At 70.2% G+C, this 19,397-nt stretch carries 17 protein-coding genes and 1 riboswitch; of the genes, 10 read left to right on the top strand and 7 right to left on the bottom strand.

From position 1 onward, the window contains the following. Nucleotides 1–56: 56 nt before the first annotated feature. From TNCT6_RS09530 to TNCT6_RS09505, 6 genes are all read left to right on the top strand, one after another. Nucleotides 57–1,487, top strand: coding sequence for an HD-GYP domain-containing protein (locus tag TNCT6_RS09530; protein WP_141358539.1), 1,431 nt, complete (start codon nt 57–59; stop codon nt 1,485–1,487). Further along, entirely contained in the window at nt 1,484–2,722 is a 1,239-nt protein-coding gene (locus tag TNCT6_RS09525; protein ID WP_141358537.1) for an HD-GYP domain-containing protein, read from the top strand. The genes TNCT6_RS09530 and TNCT6_RS09525 overlap by 4 nt, the downstream gene beginning before the upstream one ends. A 105-nt stretch (nt 2,723–2,827) precedes the next feature. Next, nucleotides 2,828–3,808, top strand: a complete 981-nt coding sequence (locus TNCT6_RS09520) for a hypothetical protein (protein ID WP_141358535.1) — start codon at nt 2,828–2,830, stop codon at nt 3,806–3,808. Between the two features lie 164 nt (nt 3,809–3,972). Then, the gene (gene def / locus TNCT6_RS09515) at nt 3,973–4,623 is read left to right on the top strand and encodes a peptide deformylase (RefSeq protein WP_141358533.1); all 651 of its coding nucleotides are present in this window, start codon (nt 3,973–3,975) and stop codon (nt 4,621–4,623) included. A 290-nt stretch (nt 4,624–4,913) separates the two neighbouring features. Beyond that, nucleotides 4,914–5,999: an epi-isozizaene synthase gene (cyc1, locus tag TNCT6_RS09510; RefSeq protein WP_141358531.1), complete on the top strand. Its 1,086-nt coding sequence runs from the start codon at nt 4,914–4,916 to the stop codon at nt 5,997–5,999. Beyond that, nucleotides 5,996–7,369, top strand: a complete 1,374-nt coding sequence (locus TNCT6_RS09505; RefSeq protein ID WP_141358529.1) for a cytochrome P450 — start codon at nt 5,996–5,998, stop codon at nt 7,367–7,369. The genes cyc1 and TNCT6_RS09505 overlap by 4 nt, the downstream gene beginning before the upstream one ends. Nucleotides 7,370–7,390: 21 nt before the next feature. On the opposite strand, the gene TNCT6_RS09500 is transcribed toward TNCT6_RS09505, so the two are convergent. Next, nucleotides 7,391–8,356, bottom strand: a complete 966-nt coding sequence (locus tag TNCT6_RS09500) for a helix-turn-helix domain-containing protein (RefSeq protein WP_141358527.1) — start codon at nt 8,354–8,356, stop codon at nt 7,391–7,393. Between the two features lie 94 nt (nt 8,357–8,450). Between TNCT6_RS09500 and TNCT6_RS09495 the strand changes: the two genes are divergently transcribed. Next, nucleotides 8,451–8,705: a hypothetical protein gene (locus tag TNCT6_RS09495; RefSeq protein WP_141358525.1), complete on the top strand. Its 255-nt coding sequence runs from the start codon at nt 8,451–8,453 to the stop codon at nt 8,703–8,705. On the opposite strand, the gene TNCT6_RS09490 is transcribed toward TNCT6_RS09495, so the two are convergent. From TNCT6_RS09490 to TNCT6_RS09465, 6 genes are all read right to left on the bottom strand, one after another. Next, nucleotides 8,618–9,631 carry a ribonucleotide-diphosphate reductase subunit beta gene (locus tag TNCT6_RS09490; RefSeq protein ID WP_141358523.1) on the bottom strand — a complete coding sequence of 338 codons (1,014 nt, stop codon included), beginning with the start codon at nt 9,629–9,631 and terminating at the stop codon, nt 8,618–8,620. The two genes, TNCT6_RS09495 and TNCT6_RS09490, sit on opposite strands and share 88 nt — an antisense overlap. Further along, nucleotides 9,631–11,997, bottom strand: a complete 2,367-nt coding sequence (locus tag TNCT6_RS09485; protein ID WP_141358521.1) for a ribonucleoside-diphosphate reductase subunit alpha — start codon at nt 11,995–11,997, stop codon at nt 9,631–9,633. Before TNCT6_RS09485 ends, TNCT6_RS09490 begins: the two co-directional genes overlap by 1 nt. A gap of 122 nt (nt 11,998–12,119) precedes the next feature. Further along, nucleotides 12,120–12,274: riboswitch (cobalamin riboswitch) on the bottom strand. 45 nt (nt 12,275–12,319) lie between these two features. Continuing rightward, nucleotides 12,320–12,826, bottom strand: coding sequence for a GNAT family N-acetyltransferase (locus tag TNCT6_RS09480; RefSeq protein WP_141358519.1), 507 nt, complete (start codon nt 12,824–12,826; stop codon nt 12,320–12,322). 78 nt (nt 12,827–12,904) lie between these two features. Further along, nucleotides 12,905–14,515 carry a monocarboxylate uptake permease MctP gene (gene mctP, locus TNCT6_RS09475; protein ID WP_141358517.1) on the bottom strand — a complete coding sequence of 537 codons (1,611 nt, stop codon included), beginning with the start codon at nt 14,513–14,515 and terminating at the stop codon, nt 12,905–12,907. After that, complete coding sequence (locus TNCT6_RS09470; RefSeq protein WP_172632845.1) at nt 14,512–14,811, bottom strand: DUF3311 domain-containing protein; 300 nt, start codon at nt 14,809–14,811, stop codon at nt 14,512–14,514. The genes mctP and TNCT6_RS09470 overlap by 4 nt, the downstream gene beginning before the upstream one ends. 143 nt (nt 14,812–14,954) lie before the next feature. Continuing rightward, nucleotides 14,955–15,719, bottom strand: a complete 765-nt coding sequence (locus TNCT6_RS09465; RefSeq protein WP_141358515.1) for a GntR family transcriptional regulator — start codon at nt 15,717–15,719, stop codon at nt 14,955–14,957. 463 nt (nt 15,720–16,182) lie between these two features. Between TNCT6_RS09465 and TNCT6_RS09460 the strand changes: the two genes are divergently transcribed. From TNCT6_RS09460 to TNCT6_RS09450, 3 genes are all read left to right on the top strand, one after another. Continuing rightward, a complete protein-coding gene (locus TNCT6_RS09460; protein WP_141358513.1) occupies nt 16,183–17,466 on the top strand; it encodes an extracellular solute-binding protein in 1,284 nt (427 codons plus the stop codon). Between the two features lie 112 nt (nt 17,467–17,578). After that, on the top strand, nt 17,579–18,565 hold the full coding sequence (locus tag TNCT6_RS09455; RefSeq protein WP_141358511.1) for a carbohydrate ABC transporter permease: 987 nt from the start codon (nt 17,579–17,581) through the stop codon (nt 18,563–18,565). After that, complete coding sequence (locus TNCT6_RS09450) at nt 18,562–19,392, top strand: carbohydrate ABC transporter permease (protein WP_141358509.1); 831 nt, start codon at nt 18,562–18,564, stop codon at nt 19,390–19,392. Before TNCT6_RS09455 ends, TNCT6_RS09450 begins: the two co-directional genes overlap by 4 nt. Nucleotides 19,393–19,397: the final 5 nt, after the last annotated feature.

Below are 19,397 nucleotides of genomic sequence, written 5' to 3'. Positions count from 1 at the left end.
CTTCCGGCTGTGCGCCCTACGCTCCCAGGGGAGAGGCATGACGGGGGAGGGGCGGCATGGAGGCGGTTCCACCGCGGGCCCGTGCGTACGTCGCCTGTGCCGCCCTCGGTGCCCTGGCCTGTCTGCTGCCGCTGCCGGTGACACACACCTCCTGGCGGGCGGTCGCCCTGCTCACCACGGTGTACGCCGGGTGCAGGCAGTTCGCCCGGTTCGGCTTCGCCGGACCCTTCTACCCCGTACTGCTCGCGGCGGCCTTCCTGCTGCCGCCGCCCGCCGCCGCGCTCGTCCCGCTGCCCGGCGTCCTGTTCGCCCGCGCCGGACGGCGGCCCGAGGGGCTGCGCCGGATCTGGCGGGCCGCGCAGCTCGCCCTCGCGGTGTGGGCGGCCGCCCGGGTGCACGGGGCGCTGGGCGGCAGGGACGCCGTCGGCGGATGCGACTTCCCCTACGTCCTGCTCCCCGCGGGTGCCGCCGTGCTCGCCTTCTGCCTGGTGCTGACGGCCCTGGACGGCGGGGTCATCGCGCTCGCCGAGCACGTGCCGGTACGGCGGGCCTGGCAGGGGATGTTCGCCCGGTCGCCGGCGCCCATCGCGGTGCACGGGCTCGCGGGACTGATGATGGCCGTGCTGTGGCGCAGCCCCTACGGGCCGGTCGCCGCGCTGCTCGTGCTGCTGCCGATGTGCGTGTCCGGCTGGGTGTACGCCCAGTACCACCGGGAGCGGTCCGCGCACCGGGCCACCATCCGCGCGCTGGTGCAGGCCGTCGACATCAAGGACGGCTACACGCGCGGGCACAGCGAGCGGGTGGGCCAGGCCTCCATGATGATCGCGCGCGAGCTCGGCATGGACGACGAGCGGGTCGAGGTGCTGCGGTTCGCCGGCATCCTGCACGACGTGGGCAAGCTGGGCGTCCCCACCCGGCTGCTGCGCAAGGACGGGCCGCTGACCCCCGAGGAGCGGCGCGTGATCGAGCTGCACCCCGAGTACGGGCACGAGATGGTGCGCGGGATCTCCTTCCTGGGCGAGGCACGCTCGGCGATCCTGCACCACCACGAACGGCTCGACGGAGGCGGCTACCCGTACGGGCTGACAGGTGGCCAGATCCCTGAGAGCGCACGCGTGGTGGCCGTCGCGGACGCCTTCGACGCGATGACATCGACCCGGTCCTACCGGCGGGCCCGGCCGGTGCCCGCAGCGCTGGCGGAGCTGGAGCGCTGCGCGGGGAGTCAGTTCGACTCGCGGATGGTCACGGCGCTGGTCCGGGCCCTGGACCGGTACGGCTGGCATCCGGCGGTCACCGCGCAGGACGGTACGCCCGTGGCCCCGCCGGCACCGTTCCGTGCCGTCCCCGGCACCACGGGCCCGGCGGCGGCTCCCGGCGGCGCGGAGGACGCGCCCGTCGTTCCGGCGGAGGGGGCCGCCGCCGACGACGGCGGTCCCGGCGGCGCGCCGGAGCGGTCCGGGGGCGGCCGGCCGGAAGCCCGTCGATGAGCCGGTCCCTCCTGCTGCTCCTCATCCGCGGCTCGGCGGCCCTGGTCGCGCTGCTGTCCCTCGCCGTCACCCTGTGGACCGGCCTCGAGGAACGCGGGGCCGCCCTCGCCTTCGGGCTGCTGGTCCTCGTCGGCGAACTCACCCGGTGGACCGGGTCGGAGGCCCGGGAGGCCGCGCCGCTCGGCGCCGCCGGGGCGCTGTCGTACGCCCTGCTGGGCGAGGACGCCGGCCGATCCAGCCACCACGGCGCCTTCCAGGTCGTCGCCGTGGTGCTCGCCGCCTGCCTGCTGGGCGGTGTGCCGCACATCGCGCGCGGGTGCGGGCGGACGCTCGACCACCTCGTGCGGCGGATCCTCACCGTCGCCTTCGCCGCCGTCTGCTTCCAACCCCTCTACGGCAAAGGGGTGTTCCGGGGGTGGGTCGGCCCGGCGTACGCCCTGCTGCTGCTCGCGCTCCTGGTGCTCACCGCGCTGTGCGGCACCGTGCTCGCCGCCGCGCAGGCGCACTGCCGCACCCGATGGCCGTTCGGCCCGCTGCTGCGGGAGGAGCTGCGCAGCCTGCTCGGGATCGGCTCGGCGGTGTGCGCGACCGGCGCGGTCATGGCCCTCGCCGTCGCCGTGGCCGGACTGTGGGCGCTGCCCGTGTTCTCGTTGCCGCTGCTGCTCACCCAGCTGTCCCTCAGACGGTACGCGGCCGTGCGGAGGACCTACCGGCAGACCATCGCCTCCCTGGCCCGGGCCACCGAGGTCGCCGGGTACACCCCGGCCGGGCACGCCCGGCGGGTGGCCGCGCTCAGCCGGGCCGTGGGCCGGGACCTGGGCCTGACCGAACCGGAACTGACCGTGCTGGAGCACGCGGCCCTGATGCACGACATCGGGCAGCTCAGCCTGGTCGACCCGGTGCCCGCCGGGGCCACCGTGGGGCTGCCCGCCGAGGAGCAGCGGCGGATCGCGCTGCTCGGCGGGGCCGTGGTGCGGCAGACCGGGGTCGACTCCCGGGTCGCGGTGGTGGTGGAGCGGCAGGCCGACCCCTGCCGGGAGCAGCCGCTGCCCGCGCGGATCGTGCGGGCGGTCAACGCCTACGAGGAGAAGGCGCGCGACGCCGGGCCCGGCGGCCCGCTCAGGGCCCTGGAGGAACTGCGGCTGGCGGGGGCCGGCGCGTACGCCCCCGAGGTGGTGGAGTCGCTGGGCCGGGTGCTCTCGCGGGACGGCCTGACGCTTCCCGCCGAGGGGTAACCCATGGGTAATGAGCGTCCCTCCAGCCGTACGTGGTTGGATGCGAATGAGAGGGTGTCCGGGGGCAGAAGCCGACCCACTCGACGGAACTGGCAGGCGGGAATCGTGAGGATCTTCGGCAAGGGACGGCACCGGCCCTCCGCCTCCTGGCGGCAGGCCACCGACCGGGCGTTCACGCTGATCGGCGACGGCCGGTACGAGGACGCGGGCGCGCTGCTGACACGCGCCGCCGACCTGGAGCCCTGGCTGGCCGAGTCCTGGTTCAACCTCGCCCTGCTGCACAAGTTCCGGCACGACTGGGAGCAGGCGAGGGCGGCGGGCCTGCGGGCCGTGGCCCTGCTGGAGAAGGAGACCGGGGCGCCCGACTGGTGGAACGTCGGCATCGCCGCCACCGCACTCCAGGACTGGCCGCTGGCCCGGCGGGCCTGGCAGGCGTACGGACTGAAGGTGCCCGGAGGCGCGGCCGCCGCCGGGGAGCCGATGGGCATGGAACTGGGCAGCGCGGCGGTGCGGCTGTCGCCGGAGGGCGAGGCCGAGGTGGTCTGGGGCCGGCGCCTGGATCCGGCCCGGATCGAGGTGCTGTCCATCCCGCTGCCCTCCTCGGGGCGGCGCTGGGGCGAGGTCGTACTGCACGACGGCGTGCCCCACGGGGAGCGGACCACCGCGGCCGGCCACACCTACCCCGTGTTCGACGAGATCGAGCTGTGGGCGCCCTCGCCGGTGCCCACCTGGGTGGTCCTGCTGGAGGCCGCCACCGAGGCCGACCGGGACGCGCTGGAGCAGCTCGCCGCCGACGCCGGCTTCGCCGCCGAGGACTGGTCGTCGTCCGTACGGCTGCTGTGCCGGATGTGCTCGGAGTCGCGGATGCCGTCCGACGAGGGCGACGGGGTGCACCTCGATCCGCACGACCACAGCGAGCCGGGGCACCCCGGACCGCTCGGGCACCGCACCGACGGGCAGCTGTGGGTGCCGGAGCGGGAGTGCGGACTGGCCGCTCCGGCTTCCCTGGTCCGCGGGTTGCTGGACGGGTGGGTGGCCGACAGCCCGGACTCGCGGGACTGGCGGGATCTGGAAGAGGTCTGTTGAGGACGCCGGTCCGCCCCGGGCCCGCGTGCGGGCCCGGGGCGGACCGGCCGAGTCCTCCCGGCACAGTCGCATATCGGACAGTCCTGGGCCGGGTCGGGGGCGCGGGCCCCGTACCCTGTATCAGAATTCACTCCCCGTTCTTGTCAGGAAGGCGTACGTCGGTCATGGCGCAGCAGGACACCGATCAGCAGCACGCGGGCGTGCTCCCCGTCGACGACGAGGGGTACGTCGTCGACACGGAGGACTGCGAGGAGCGCGAGACGGCCTGGCGTGAGCGCGGCACCTCCCGGCCCATCACGGTCGTCGGGAACCCCGTGCTGCACAAGGAGTGCAAGGACGTCACCGACTTCGGCGAGGAGCTCCAGCAGCTGGTCGCCGACATGTTCGCCAGCCAGCACACCGCCGAGGGCGTGGGCCTGGCCGCCAACCAGATCGGCGTGGACCTGAAGGTCTTCGTCTACGACTGCCCGGACGACGAGGGCGCCCGGCACGTCGGGGTCGTCTGCAACCCCCGGCTGGTCGAGCTGCCCGCCGAGCAGCGCCGGCTGGACGACAGCAACGAGGGCTGCCTGTCCGTGCCCACCGCCTACGCTCCGCTCGCCCGCCCCGACTACGCCGAGGTGACCGGGCAGGACGAGCAGGGCAACCCGATCAAGGTGCGGGGCACCGGCTACTTCGCGCGGTGCCTCCAGCACGAGACGGACCACCTCTACGGCTACCTCTACATCGACCGGCTCTCCAAGCGGGAGCGCAAGGACGCCCTGCGGCAGATGGCCGAGAACGAGCCGCGCTACCCCGTGGTCCCCAACGACTGACCCCCTGCCGCCCGTTGGGGCGCGAGTGGCCCGTGCACACGGCGCCCGACCGGAACGTCCGGTCGGGCGCCGTACTTGTGTCCGTCACGCATTCGATCCCTTGTGCGCTTCTGGTGATTCGTAATCAGTCACACAAGGGGAGATTCTCGGCATCCCGGGGTGATGAATGGAGCAAATCCATTCCCAGAACGGTCAGTTGTGGTGCTGAATGGAGGTGCGGAGATACGCGACGGCGTGCGCCCGGCACGGCGGAAGGGTGTGCGCCACCGGCGGCTGAGAGGGGTTTGTTCGTGCCAGCTTTCCCATACAGCACCACACCGACAACGACAGCGGTCGCAGTCCCACCAACGCTCGCGCTTCCGGTGATCGAGGCCGAGTTTCCCAGGCAGTTGCACGGGTATTGGCCCCAACTCCAGGAGAAGACACGCGGCTGGCTGCTGGAAAAGCGGCTCATGTCCGCGGACAAGGTGGAGGAACACGCCGACAGCCTCTGCTACACGGACCTCATGGCGGGGTACTACATCGGCGCCCCCGACGAGGTGGTCCAGGCGATAGCGGACTTCAGCGCGTGGTTCTTCCTCTGGGACGACCGTCAGGACCGCGACGTCGTCCACGGGCGGCCGGCCGCCTGGGAGCGGCTGTGCCGCGCGCTGCACACGGCCCTGGACTCCCCCCGGGACCACCTGCACCACCAGGACGCCCTGGTCGCGGGGTTCGCGGACAGTGTGCTGCGCTTTTACTCGTTCCTGTCGGCGCGGTGGAACGCCCGCTTCGCGCGGCACTTCCACGCGGTGATCGACGCCTACGACCAGGAATTCCAGAACCGCGTCGAGGACGTTGTGCCCACGGTCGAGGAATACCTCGCGCTGCGCCGCTTCACCTTCGCCCACTGGATCTGGACCGATCTGCTGGAGTCGAGCGCCGGCTGTGAACTCCCGGACTCCGTCCGGAAGAATCCCGCGTACCGGCGTCCGGCGCTGCTGAGTCAGGAATTCGCCGCCTGGTACAACGATCTGTGCTCACTGCCCAAGGAAATAGCGGGCGAGGAGGTGCACAACCTCGGGATCAGTCTCGTCAAACACGACGGGCTGAGTCCGGAGGAGGCGATAGCGGAAATGCGCGGGCGCATCGAGGAATGCGTATCCGAATTCATGCTCGCGGAGCAGGAGGGATTGAGCTTCGCCGACGGCCTCGCGGACGGCACGGTACGGGGAAAGGAATTGAGCGCCGCCGTAAGGGCGTGCCTCGGCAATATGCGGAACTGGTTCAGTTCCGTCTACTGGTTCCACCACGAGTCCGGCCGGTACATGGTCGACAGCTGGGAGGACCCGGCCACACCCCCGTACGTCGACAACGAAGGGGCGGGTGGGAAATGACCGCTGAATCAGTGCAGTCGGAAACCCGGCACAACGCACCGGGACCACAAGAGCCACCGGTGGCCGGGGGCGGGGTGCCGCTTCTCGGCCACGGTCTGAAACTGGTCCGCGATCCGCTGGCCTTCATGTCCCAACTGCGCGACCACGGCGACGTCGTCCGGCTCAAGCTCGGCCCGAAGACGGTGTACGCCGTCACCACGCCCGCCCTCACCGGCGCGGTGGCCCTCAGCCCCGACTACATCATCTCCGGCCCGCTGTGGGAGTCCTTGGAGGGCCTGGTCGGCAAGGAGGGGGTGGCCACCTCCAACGGCGCGCTGCACCGGCGCCAGCGCCGCACCATCCAGCCCGCCTTCCGGCTCGACGCCATCCCCGCCTACGGGCCGGTCATGGAGGAGGAGGCGCACGCGCTGACCGAGCGCTGGCGGCCCGGGGAGACGATCGACTGCGCCTCGGAGGCCTTCCGGATCGCCGTGCGGATCGCGGCCCGCTGCCTGCTGCGCGGCCGGTACATGGACGAGTGCGCCGACCGGCTGTGCGACGCGCTGGCCACCGTCTTCCGGGGGATGTACCAGCGGATGGTGGTGCCGCTCGGGCCGCTGTACCGGCTGCCGCTGCCGGCCAACCGTGAATTCAACCGGGCGCTCGCCGATCTGCATCTCCTCGTCGACGAGATCATCGCCGAGCGCCGGGCATCCGGTCGGAATCCGGACGATTTGCTGACGGCATTGCTGACGGCCAAGGACGACAATGGCGAGCCCATCGGGGAACAGGAGATCCACGACCAGGTGGTCGCGATACTCACCCCGGGCAGCGAAACGGTGGGCGCCACGATCATGTGGCTGCTCCGGGTGCTCGCGATACACCCGGAACACGGTGACCGGATCCGTGCGGAGGTCGAATCCGTCACCGGCGGCCGCCCGGTCGGATTCGACGACGTCCGCAGACTCACACACACCAACAATGTCATCGTGGAGACGATGCGTTTGCGGCCGGCCGTATGGGTATTGACGCGGCGGGCGGTGACCGAAACCGAACTCGGTGGCTATCGCATTCCGGCCGGGGCGGACATCATCTACAGCCCGTACGCCGTCCAGCGAGATCGGCGCTCGTATCCGGACAACCTTGAGTTCGACCCCGACCGCTGGCTTCCGGAACGCGCCAAGGACGTACCGAAATACGCCATGAGCCCGTTCAGCGTGGGCAACCGCAAGTGCCCCAGTGACCACTTCTCGATGGCGCTTTTGAGTCTGTTCACCGCCGCGGTGGCGACGAAGTTCCGCTTCGAGGAGGTTCCCGGTTCGGACGGCACGCCCCGGGTCGGCATCACCCTGCGCCCGGAGAGGATGCTGGTGCGGCCGGTGCTGAGGTGACGTGAGCGGCGCGGCGCGCGTTCAGGCGGCCTGCGGGCCCCGGAACGCGCGCCGGTAGGAGTTCGGGGTGGTGCCCAGCGCGCGGACGAACTGGTGCCGCAGCGCCGCCGCGGTCCCGAACCCCGTACGGTCCGCGATCGTGTCCATGGTCTCGTCCGTCGCCTCCAGCAACCGCTGTGCCAGCAGCACGCGTTGGCGCAGCAGCCAGCGGTACGGAGTGGTACCCGTCTCCTGCTGGAAGCGGCGGGCGAAGGTCCGCGGCGACATATGGGCGCGGGCGGCGAGCCGTTCGACGGTGACCTCCTGGTCCAGGTGCTCCTCCATCCAGACCAGCACCTCGCCGACCGTGTCGCAGGAGGACTTCGGCAGCGGCCGCTCGATGTACTGGGCCTGCCCGCCGTCGCGGTGCGGGGGCACCACCATCCGCCGGGCGATCTTGTTGGCGACCTCCGGGCCCTGTTCCTTGCGCACGATGTGCAGGCAGGCGTCGATACCGGAGGTGGTGCCGGCCGAGGTGATCACCGGGTCCGCGTCCACGTACAGCACGTCCGGCTCGACCATCGCCCGGGGGAAGCGCCGGGCCAGTTCGTCCGCGTGCCTCCAGTGCGCCGCGCAGCGCCGCCCGTCCAGCAGACCGGCGGCGCCCAGCACGAAGACGCCCGAGCAGACGCTGAGCACCCGCGCGCCCCGGTCCACCGCCCGGCGCAGCGCGTCAAGGAGCTCGGGCGGGTAGCCGCGCGAGGTGATGGCGTCGGTGGCCGGCACCGTGATCAGGTCGGCCTCCTCCAGCCGGTCCAGGCCGTGCGGTGTCGAGACCGTGAGGCCGGGGACGTGGGTGCTCAGCGCCGGGCCCTCCGCGGAGACGACCGCGAAGTCGTACACCGGCAGTCCCTCGTCACTGCGGTCGAGTCCGAACACCTCGCAGACCACGCCGAGCTCGAAGGGGTGCACTCCGTCCAGCAGCACGGTGGCCACGTTCTTCAGCATGGCTCCAGTGTGCCCCCGCGGTGGCAGGATTTTGAAGGTGTACGGCAGTCCTGCCACTCACGGTAAGGAGCAATCCGGCGCCACAGTGGTGTCCATGACTACGACACAGCTGCAAGGCCTGATCTCGATGCTCGCCGTCCTGGGACTCCTGGTCCTCATGGCCCTGCCGTCGGTGATCGGCATCGTCCACGACCGACGTGCCGACCGCCGGATCCGCCAGGCCCACGAGGACCGGGAGGCCCGTGAGAGCCGCGACGAGGCTCAGAAGTCCTCGTCCAGGTCGACGGTGCCCTCCACCGCCACCTGGTACGCCGACGGGCGCCGCTCGAAGAAGTTGGTCAGCTCCTGAACGCCCTGGAGCTCCATGAAGGAGAAGGGGTTCTCGGAGCCGTACACCGGAGCGAAGCCGAGGCGCGTCAGGCGCTGATCGGCGACGCACTCCAGGTACTGCCGCATCGAGTCGGTGTTCATCCCCGGGAGGCCGTCACCGCACAGGTCGCGCGCGAACTGCAGCTCGGCCTCGACGGCCTCCCGCAGCATGTCGGTGACCTGCCGCTGGAGGTCCTCGTCGAAGAGGTCCGGCTCCTCCTTGCGCACGGTGTCGACCACGTCGAAGGCGAAGGACATGTGCATCGTCTCGTCACGGAACACCCAGTTGGTGCCGGTGGCCAGACCGTGCAGCAGGCCGCGGCTGCGGAACCAGTAGACGTAGGCGAAGGCGCCGTAGAAGAACAGGCCCTCGATGCACGCGGCGAAGCAGACGAGGTTGAGCAGGAAGCGCCGGCGGTCCGCCTTCGTCTCCAGCTGGTCCAGCTTCTCCACCGAGTCCATCCACTTGAAGCAGAACTCGGCCTTCTCCCGGATGGAGGGGATGTTCTCCACCGCGTCGAAGGCGGCGGCGCGGTCCTCCGGGTCCGGGAGGTAGGTGTCCAGCAGCGTCAGATAGAACTGGACGTGCACGGCCTCCTCGAACAGCTGCCTGCTCAAGTACAGGCGCGCCTCGGGGGAGTTGATGTGCTTGTAGAGCGTGAGCACCAGGTTGTTGGCGACGATCGAGTCGCCCGTCGCGAAGAACGCGACCAGCCGGCCGATGAGGTGCTGCTCGCCCGGGCTCAGCTTGGCGAGGTCGGCGACGTCCGAGTGGAGGTCGACCTCCTCCACGGTCCAGGTGTTCTTGATGGCGTCCCGGTAGCGCTCGTAGAAGTCCGGGTAGCGCATCGGACGGAGCGTCAGCTCGAAGCCGGGGTCGAGCAGGTTCTTGGTCTCGCTGGTCATTACTGGCAGGCCTCGCAGGACTCGGGGTTCTCAAGGGAGCAGGCGATCGCGTCGGCGTCCGGCGCCGCCTGCTGGACGGGGACGGTGGCGGCGGCCTGGGCCCGGGCGGCGCGGGCGATGCGGGTCGCCGGGCGGGACCGCAGGTAGTACGTCGTCTTCAGCCCCTGCTTCCAGGCGTAGGCGTACATCGAGGAGAGCTTGCCGATGGTCGGCGTCTCCAGGAACAGGTTCAGGGACTGGGACTGGTCCAGGAACGCGGTGCGGGCCGCGGCCATGTCGATCAGACCGCGCTGCGGGATCTCCCACGCCGTGCGGTACAGCGTCCGCACGTCCTCGGGGATCCACGCGAAGTCCTGCACCGAGCCGTTCGCCTCGCGCAGCGCCTCGCGGGTGCGGGCGTCCCAGACGCCGAGCGCCTTCAGATCGTTCACCAGGTACGAGTTGACCTGCAGGAACTCACCGGAGAGCGTCTCGCGCTTGAAGAGGTTGGAGACCTGCGGCTCGATGCACTCGTACACGCCCGCGATCGAGGCGATGGTGGCGGTCGGGGCGATCGCGAGCAGCAGCGAGTTGCGCATGCCGACGGCGGCGATCCGCTCGCGCAGGGCCGCCCAGCGCTCCGGCCAGGTCAGCTCGACGTCGTAGTGGTCGGGGTGCAGCACGCCCTGGGCCGTACGGGTCTTCTCCCACGCGGGCAGCGGGCCGTTGCGCTCGGCGAGGTCGGCGGACGCCTCGTACGCGGCGAGCATGATCCGCTCGGCGATACGGGTGGACAGGGCCTTCGCCTCCGGGGAGTCGAAGGGCAGGCGCAGCTTGAAGAAGACGTCCTGAAGGCCCATGGCGCCCAGGCCCACCGGCCGCCAGCGGGCGTTGGAGCGGCCCGCCTGCTCGGTCGGGTAGAAGTTGATGTCGACCACGCGGTCGAGGAAGGTGACCGCGGTGCGGACGGTCTCGTCCAGCCGCTCCCAGTCGATGTCCCCGCCGGCCACGAACGCGCCGAGGTTGACCGAACCCAGGTTGCACACCGCCGTCTCGCCGTCGTCGGTGACCTCCAGGATCTCCGTGCAGAGGTTGGAGGAGTGGACGACGTGGCCCGGCTGCGCCGTCTGGTTGGCGGTGCGGTTGGCGGCGTCCTTGAAGGTCATCCAGCCGTTGCCGGTCTGCGCGAGGGTGCGCATCATACGGCCGTACAGGTCGCGGGCCGGCATGGTCTTCCTGGCCAGGCCACGCGCCTCCGCGGCGCGGTACGCGGCGTCGAACTCCTCGCCCCACAGGTCGGTCAGCTCCGGCACGTCCGAGGGGGAGAACAGCGACCACTGCCCGTCGGCGTTCACCCGGCGCATGAACTCGTCCGGGACCCAGTGCGCGAGGTTGAGGTTGTGCGTCCGGCGGGCGTCCTCACCGGTGTTGTCGCGCAGCTCCAGGAACTCCTCGATGTCCGAGTGCCAGGTCTCCAGGTAGACCGCGGCGGCACCCTTGCGGCGGCCGCCCTGGTTCACGGCGGCCACCGAGGCGTCCAGGGTCTTCAGGAACGGCACGATGCCGTTGGAGTGCCCGTTGGTGCCGCGGATCAGCGAACCGCGGGAGCGGATGCGGGAGTAGGCGATGCCGATGCCGCCGGCGTGCTTGGACAGCCGCGCGACCTGGAGGTAGCGCTCGTAGATCGAGTCCAGCTCGTCCCTGGGGGAGTCGAGCAGGTAGCAGGACGACATCTGGGGGTGACGCGTACCGGAGTTGAAGAGCGTGGGGGAGGAGGGCAGGTAGTCGAGGCGGCTCATCAATCCGTAGAGCGCCTCGACCTCGTCGGCCGACCGGGCGGTGTCGTCCTGCGCGAGACCCGCCGCGACCCGCAGCAGGAAGTGCTGCGGCGTCTCGATCACCTTGCGGGTGATCGGGTGCCGCAGCAGGTACCGGCTGTGCAGGGTGCGCAGGCCGAAGTAGCCGAAGCGGTCGTCGGCGCCCGGGTCGATCAGCGCGTCGAGGCGGTCGGCGTACCGGCGCGCGAACTCGGCGGTCCGGTCGGCGAGAAGGCCCTCGCGGTGTCCGACGGCGACGGAGTCGGTGAAGGACACGACGTCCTGGGAGGCGGCCTCGGCGCGGATGGCGAGGGTCAGCAGCCTGGCCGCGAGCCGGGAGTAGGCGGGGTCCTCGGAGATGAGCCCGGCGGCCGCCTCCGTGGCCAGCTCGCGCAACTCGGCCTCGTCGGCCCGCGCCGACCGGCCGCGCAGCGCGGCGGCGGCGACCCGGCCGGGGTCGGCGTCGGGGAGGTCGGCGGTCAGCTCGGTCAGGGTCCGCAGCAGTACGGCACCTGGACCGTCGGTTTCCGGAGCTGTGGCTGAAACCGGGTCTGCTGGCGCGATGGTCACGTGGAGCTCTCCCTCGCTCGGCACGGGGCCTCGCCGAGGGCAGGGGGCAGCACACGAGCGCACGCGGCGCCGCGTCCACCGGCCCATTCCACGAAGCCCGGACGTCAGGGCACCCGGACCGGACGGCCGGGCGCACTGTCGGCAGGTCCTCGGACTGACGCTCGTGACGGCCCATGGGGGCATACGCGCACGAGTACACCGTTGCGGGACAGTTCCGGATTCGCACCGGATTCCCCTGCGGCGACAGTGAGCACGAGCATACATCTTGTGCTGAGTGAGTCGGGCACCCCCATATGTTGTGCCGTGTCGATTCCGGAACGTGTCAGAATGTCAACTCGTAGGTGAGCAGCATGATGTCGTCCAGGTGCGGGAGGGGGTTCCAGTCCCGGCCCGGCGTGCGGACGAAACCCAGGCGCTCGTAGATGCGGTGGGCGGTGTGCATGGCGCTCTGGGTGGACAGCACCACGCGGACACAGCCCTCCACGGCCCGTGCCCGGTCCAGACAGGCCCGTACGAGGGCCTCGCCGACGCCTCGGCCGCGCGCCGTGTGCGCGACGGCGAGCATCCGTATCTCGGTCTCCCCGGGACCGGCGAGGTCGGCCATGGGGCCCGTGCCGGGGACGAAGGTCACGCCGCCGAGCACCTTCCCGTCCGCCACCGCCACCAGTACCTCGGCCGCGGCCGCCCGCTTGGCCACGTCCCGCAGCTCGCCGAGATACTCGTCGTTCTCGCCGAAGTCGAGGAGGCCGTCCCGGAGGTAGGCCTGCGCGGTGATCTCACCGAGGGTGCCGTACTCGCCGGGTTCCGCCGGCCGGATCACGATGTCCATGCGCCCGAGTGTGCCGCACGGGCACGGCGGCGGGCCGCCGGATTTCCCCGGCGGCCCGTGGGATGCCCCTCCCGGTTGTCAGCGCGGGGCCGCCGCCGTGGCCGGCGGGAGTTCCACCTCGACGCCCGGGTCGCCGGCGTCCGCCGTGTAGTCCTCCGGCCGGGTCTCGTCCACGCCCTCAGGCGCCTTGACCGCCCTCAGCACGAGCGTCAGGACCACTGCGACGGCCGCGTTGAGCACGAACGCCGTCAGGCCGATGTAGCCGATCTCGCCGATGCCCGGGATCTCCTTCGCCGAGCCGCCGAAGTGCTTCTGCGTCGGCGAGGCGACCCCGTAGGCGGCGACCGTGCCGTAGACCATGCCGACCGCCCAGCCCGCCAGCAGCGCCCAGCGGTGGAACCAGCGGGTGAACAGGCCCCCGACCAGGGCCGGGAAGGTCTGCAGGATCCAGATGCCGCCGAGCAGCTGGAAGTTGATGGCGACCGTCTTGTCCATGGTCAGGACGAAGACCAGCGCGCCCACCTTGACCAGCAGCGACACGATCTTGGAGACCCGGGTCTCCTCCTTCGGCGTCGCGTGCGGACGGAGGAAGTCCTTGTAGATGTTGCGGGTGAACAGGTTCGCGGCGGCGATCGACATGATGGCCGCCGGCACCAGCGCGCCGATGGCGATCGCAGCGAACGCCACCCCCGCGAACCAGTCCGGGAACATGTTCTCGAACAGCTGCGGAATGGCCAGCTGGCCGTTCTTCACCTGCACGCCCGCCGCGATCGCCATGAAGCCCAGCAGGGCGAGCAGGCCCAGCATCAGCGAGTACAGCGGCAGGATCGTGGTGTTGCGGCGGATCACCTCGCGGCTGCGCGAGGACAGGGTCGCGGTGATCGAGTGCGGGTACATGAACAGCGCGAGCGCGGAGCCCAGGGCCAGCGTGGCGTACGTCCACTGACCGGCCGCCGCCGGCACCAGGCCGCCCGTCCCCGACTCACTGAACTTCTGGTCCGCCTTGGCGAACACCTCGCCGAAGCCGCCCAGCTTGATCGGGATGTAGATGATGGCCACCGCGATCACGATGTAGATCAGGGTGTCCTTCACGAACGCGATCAGCGCGGGCGCGCGCAGCCCCGACGAGTAGGTGTACGCCGCCAGCACGCCGAAGGCGATCAGCAGCGGCAGGTCCTTCACGAACCAGTGGGTGCTGTCGCCGCCGCCGACGCCCATCACGTCAAGGACGGCCTGGATGCCGACCAGTTGGAGCGCGATGTACGGCATGGTCGCGAGGATGCCGGTGAGCGCCACCGCCAGCGACAGGCTCTTGGAGCCGAACCGGCCGCGGACGAAGTCCGAGGTGGTCACGTATCCGTGCCGGTGGGACACCGACCACAGCCGCGGCAGGAACGTGAAGATCAGCGGGTAGACCAGGATCGTGTACGGCACCGCGAAGAAGCCGGCCGCGCCCGTGGCGTAGACGGCGGCGGGCACGGCCACGAAGGTGTAGGCGGTGTACAGGTCGCCGCCGAGCAGGAACCAGGTCACCCAGGTGCCGAACGACCGGCCGCCCAGGCCCCATTCGTCCAGGCTGTGCTCGTTCTCGGCACGGCGCCAGCGCGCGGCCAGGAAGCCCATGACGGTGACGAGCAGGAAGAAGAAGACACAGACGCCGAGCGCGACGCCGTTGACGCCGTCCTTCACTTGACCGCACCCCCGTCCTCGGCCGTGGAGGCAGGGGCGGTCCGGGCGGCCTGCGAGGCCCGGGCGGCGCGCTGATCACGCAGCCACAGCCGGTACGCGGTCATCGTCAGGGCCGCGGAGAGGACCACCCACAGCATCTGGTACCAGTAGAAGAACGGGATCCCGATGAACGCCGGATCCGTCTTCGCGTACGACCCCACCCATAACAGCGCCCCGAAGGGGACGACGAGACAGAGGGCGATGACGACCCGTAAGGGTGTCACCACCGCTCTGGTGGTTTCCGGGGCATTCGACATGTGGCGACTCCGTCCCCTAGCTGATCACCGGCGAGCGTCCGTGCAGTGCGCAGGCAATCTAGGTCACGGTGTCACACGCGCGGAATCCCTCGCGCGCATGACGCCGCGGACCGCCACGAGATTCTTACGCCATCACAAGGCCCTTACTCCTGCGGGCGCTTGAGACGGGCCACGAACTTGTAGCGGTCCCCGCGGTACACCGACCGCACCCACTCCACCGGCCGGCCCTCGCGGTCCAGGGAGTGCCGGGACAGCAGCAGCATCGGCAGGCCCACGTCGGTGCCGAGCAGGCCCGCCTCGCGCGGAGTGGCCAGCGAGGTCTCGATGGTCTCCTCGGCCTCGGCGAGATGGACGTCGTAGACCTCGGCGAGGGCGGTGTAGAGGGAGGTGTACTTCACCAGGCTGCGCCGCAGCGCCGGGAAGCGCTTGGCCGACAGGTGGGTGGTCTCGATGGCCATCGGCTCGCCGTTGGCCATGCGCAGCCGCTCGATGCGCAGCACCCGCCCCCCGGCGGTGATGTCGAGCAGTTCGGCCAGGCGGTCGTCGGCGGTGACGTAGCCGATGTCCAGCAGCTGCGAGGTCGGCTCCAGGCCCTGGGCGCGCATGTCCTCGGTGTAGGAGGTCAGTTGCAGTGCCTGGGAGACCTTCGGCTTGGCGACGAAGGTGCCCTTGCCCTGGATGCGCTCCAGCCGTCCCTCGACGACGAGCTCCTGAAGCGCCTGCCGCACCGTGGTCCGCGAGGTGTCGAACTCGGCCGCCAGGGTCCGTTCCGGCGGGACCGGAGTGCCCGGCGGCAACGTCTGCGTGATGTCGAGCAGGTGCTTCTTCAGGCGGTAGTACTTGGGCACGCGCGCGGTACGGACGGTCGCCCCACCCTCGTTCTCCGCACTGCTGACGTCGGTGCTCATGCTCCGCCTTCCCGGCTCCAGTGCCGAAGCGACCGACGTCCCGTCGGCCCCGCTCACATCGTGGCACGGCTTCGCGTGCCGGGTGGTCACCCGTACGCTCCGTGATCTCCTCTGTATACCGTCGCGACTCCGGCTGGTCTAGTCCATCGCCCGGGCCAGGGCGGGTGGTCCACGTGGCCAGGGCGGCCGGCGGGTCGCGTGCGGCCGCCACTGGTCCAGTGGAACGCAGGCGTCCATTTTGCCGGACGAACAATGAAAGGTCCCTGCATATCGCGGTCGCATAACGGACCACGTGAGCGGGTCGGCGCACTCTTGACAGCCCTATTGGTCTGGGCCAAGCTCCCCGTACTGGTCTACACCATTGGTCCAGGTCCCGGCCCCACGGGCGGTTACGCGCCGACGCTCGGATGTCGCTCAACCGCGGGGAGGCAGGGGGGTTTGTGGCATCCCTGAGGAGGGTGGCGTGAAGCGCAAGCTGGTAGCCGCGATCGGTATCGCGGGCATGATGGTCTCCATCGCGGCGTGTGGGGGCGGCAAGGACGACGACGGGGGCAAGGCCAAGAGCGGCAAGGACGGCTACGCCGGCCAGACGCTCACCGTGTGGGTGATGGACGGCTCCTCCCCGGACCAGTGGCAGAAGGACGTCTCCGCGGCCTTCGAGGCCAAGACCAAGGCCAAGGTCAAGTTCGAGATCCAGCAGTGGGACGGCATCCAGCAGAAGCTGACCACCGCGCTGTCCGAGGAGAACCCGCCGGACGTCTTCGAGATCGGCAACACCCAGACCCCGGCCTACGCCAAGACCGGCGGCCTCGCCGACCTCGCGGACCTGAAGTCCTCGGTCGGCGCCGACTGGACCGAGGCCCTCAACAACTCCTCCGTCTACGAGGGCAAGCAGTACGCGGCCCCGTGGTACTTCGCCAACCGCGTCGTCCTCTACAACAAGAAGCTCTGGGCCGACGCCGGCATCAAGGACACCCCCAAGACCCGCGACGAGTTCTACGCCGACCTCAAGAAGGTCGGGGACAAGACCGGCGCCGAGCCGATCTACCTGCCCGGCCAGAACTGGTACCACTTCGTCGGCCTGGTGATCGGCGAGGGCGGCGAGCTGGTGAAGAAGGACGGCGACAAGTACGTCTCCAACCTGGCCGACCCGAAGGTCGCCGCCGCCATGGAGACCTACAAGAAGTTCCAGGCCCTGTCCAAGGCGCCCAAGGACAAGGACGAGGCCCACCCGCAGCAGGGCGAGGTCTTCGCCAAGGGCAAGGTCGGCGCCTTCATCGGCATGGGCTGGGAGGCCGGCATCGCGATCAAGGCGAACCCGAAGATCGAGAAGGAGATCGGCTACTTCACGATCCCGGGCGCCGCGGCCGACAAGCCCGAGGGCGTCTTCCTCGGCGGCTCCAACCTCGCCGTCGCCGCGGGCAGCAAGAAGCAGGAACTCGCCCGCGAGTTCCTGAAGATCGCCCTGTCCGACCAGTACGAGGGCCAGCTGGCCAAGGAGAACGGCGTCATCCCGAACAAGGAGGCGCTGCAGAGCAACCTCCAGGGCAACGCCGTCGCCGAGGCCGCCGCCCCGGCCGCCGCGGGCGGTGGCACCACGCCGCTGATCCCGGAGTGGGCCGCGGTGGAGAACGACCCGAACCCGGTCAAGGCCTACATGACCGCCGTGCTGAAGGGGAAGTCCCCGGCCGAGGCCGCCAAGCAGGTCGAGGGCGAGTTCAACAAGCGCCTGGCACAGAAGCAGTAGCACCGGGTGAGCCGGGGCGGGGCGGCCGTACCACGGACGGCCGCCCCGCCCCGGCACCTGTACGCGGGTCGACGTACCTAGGGCCCCTCGGCGGAGAAGAGAGATCGCGAGCATGACCGTGCAGACCGAACGGCCGCCCTCAGGCCCGGTGGACGCCCGCAGGGCGGACGGCCGGGCACCGGGCGGTCCGACACCGCGAGCCGCCTCGCGCAGCGGCGGGTTCGCCCCCTATCTGTTGCTGCTGCCCGCCTGCGCGGCCACTGTGCTGCTGCTCGGCTGGCCGCTGCTGAAGGACTTCCTGCTGTCGTTCCAGAACCTCAACATGACGCAGCTGATCCAGCACGTCACCGAGTGGAACGGCATCGAGAACTACAAGGAGATCCTCACCGGCGAGGACTTCTGGCGGGTCACCCTCCGCTCGATCCTGTTCACCGCGGTCAACGTTGTCCTGATCATGGTCCTGGGCACGCTGGTCGGCCTGCTGCTCGCCCGTCTCGGCAAGCGCATGCGGGTCACCCTGCTGATCGGCCTCGTGCTCGCCTGGGCGATGCCCGTGGTGGCCGCGACCACCGTGTACCAGTGGCTGTTCGCCCAGCGCTTCGGCGTCGTCAACTGGGTGCTGGACAAGCTCGGCTGGCACTCGATGGCCGACTACAGCTGGACCAGCAGCCAGATGTCGACGTTCTTCGTCGTCACCGTGCTGATCGTATGGATGTCCATCCCGTTCGTCGCGATCAACCTGTACGCGGCGACCACCACCATCCCCGGCGAGCTGTACGAGGCGGCCTCCCTCGACGGCGCCGGCATCTGGCGGAGCTTCACCACGGTCACCCTGCCGTTCCTGCGGCCCTTCCTCTACGCCACGACCTTCCTGGAGATCATCTGGGTCTTCAAGGCGTTCGTGCAGGTCTTCACCATCAACGGCGGCGGCCCGGACCGGCTCACCGAGACCCTGCCCGTCTACGCCTACGTCGAGGGCGTCGGCAACCAGCACTACGGCATGGGTGCGGCGATCGCCGTCCTGACCATCCTGATCCTGCTCGGCCTGACCGCCTACTACCTCAGGATCGTGCTCAAGCAAGAGGAGGACGAGCTGTGAAGCGCTCGCTCTTCGGCCGCCTGTGGCCCAACGCCACGGCCGTCGTCCTGTTCATCGGCTTCGTCTTCCCCGTGTACTGGATGTTCTCCACGGCCTTCAAGCCGACCGGCGACATCATCTCCGAGGACCCGGTCTGGTTCCCGGTCGACGTCACCTTCGAGCACTTCAGGACGGCGACGGAAGTCGACCTCTTCTGGACGTACGTGGCCAACTCGCTGACCGTCACCGTCCTCGCCGTCGTCTTCTCGCTGATCGTCGCGCTGGCCGGCTCCTTCGCGCTGGCACGGATGCGGTTCAAGGGGCGGCGCGGCTTCGTCATCGGCTTCATGCTGGCCCAGATGGCGCCCTGGGAAGTCATGGTCATCGCCATCTACATGATCGTGCGGGACGCGTCGATGCTGAACAGCCTCGTGCCGCTGACGCTCTTCTACACGATGATGATCCTGCCCTTCACCATCCTGACGCTGCGCGGCTTCGTCGCCGCCGTGCCGAAGGAACTGGAGGAGGCGGCCATGGTGGACGGCTGCTCCCGTATGACGGCCTTCCGCCGGGTCATCCTCCCGCTGCTCGCCCCGGGCCTGATGTCGACCTCGATGTTCGGCTTCATCACCGCCTGGAACGAGTTCCCGCTCGTCCTGGTGTTGAACAAGAACGCCGACGCCAAGACGCTGCCGCTGTGGCTGTCCAGCTTCCAGACCCAGTTCGGCGACGACTGGGGCGCGACCATGGCGGCCTCCTCCCTCTTCGCCGTCCCGATCCTGATCCTCTTCCTCTTCCTCCAGCGCAAGGCCGTCGGCGGCCTGACCGCGGGCGCCGTGAAGGGATAACGCCA

This window comes from Streptomyces sp. 6-11-2 (assembly GCF_006540305.1).
Lineage (GTDB): Bacteria > Actinomycetota > Actinomycetes > Streptomycetales > Streptomycetaceae > Streptomyces.
The sequence above is the reverse complement of the archived record's forward strand: the minus strand, read 5'-3'. Positions and strand labels throughout refer to the sequence as shown.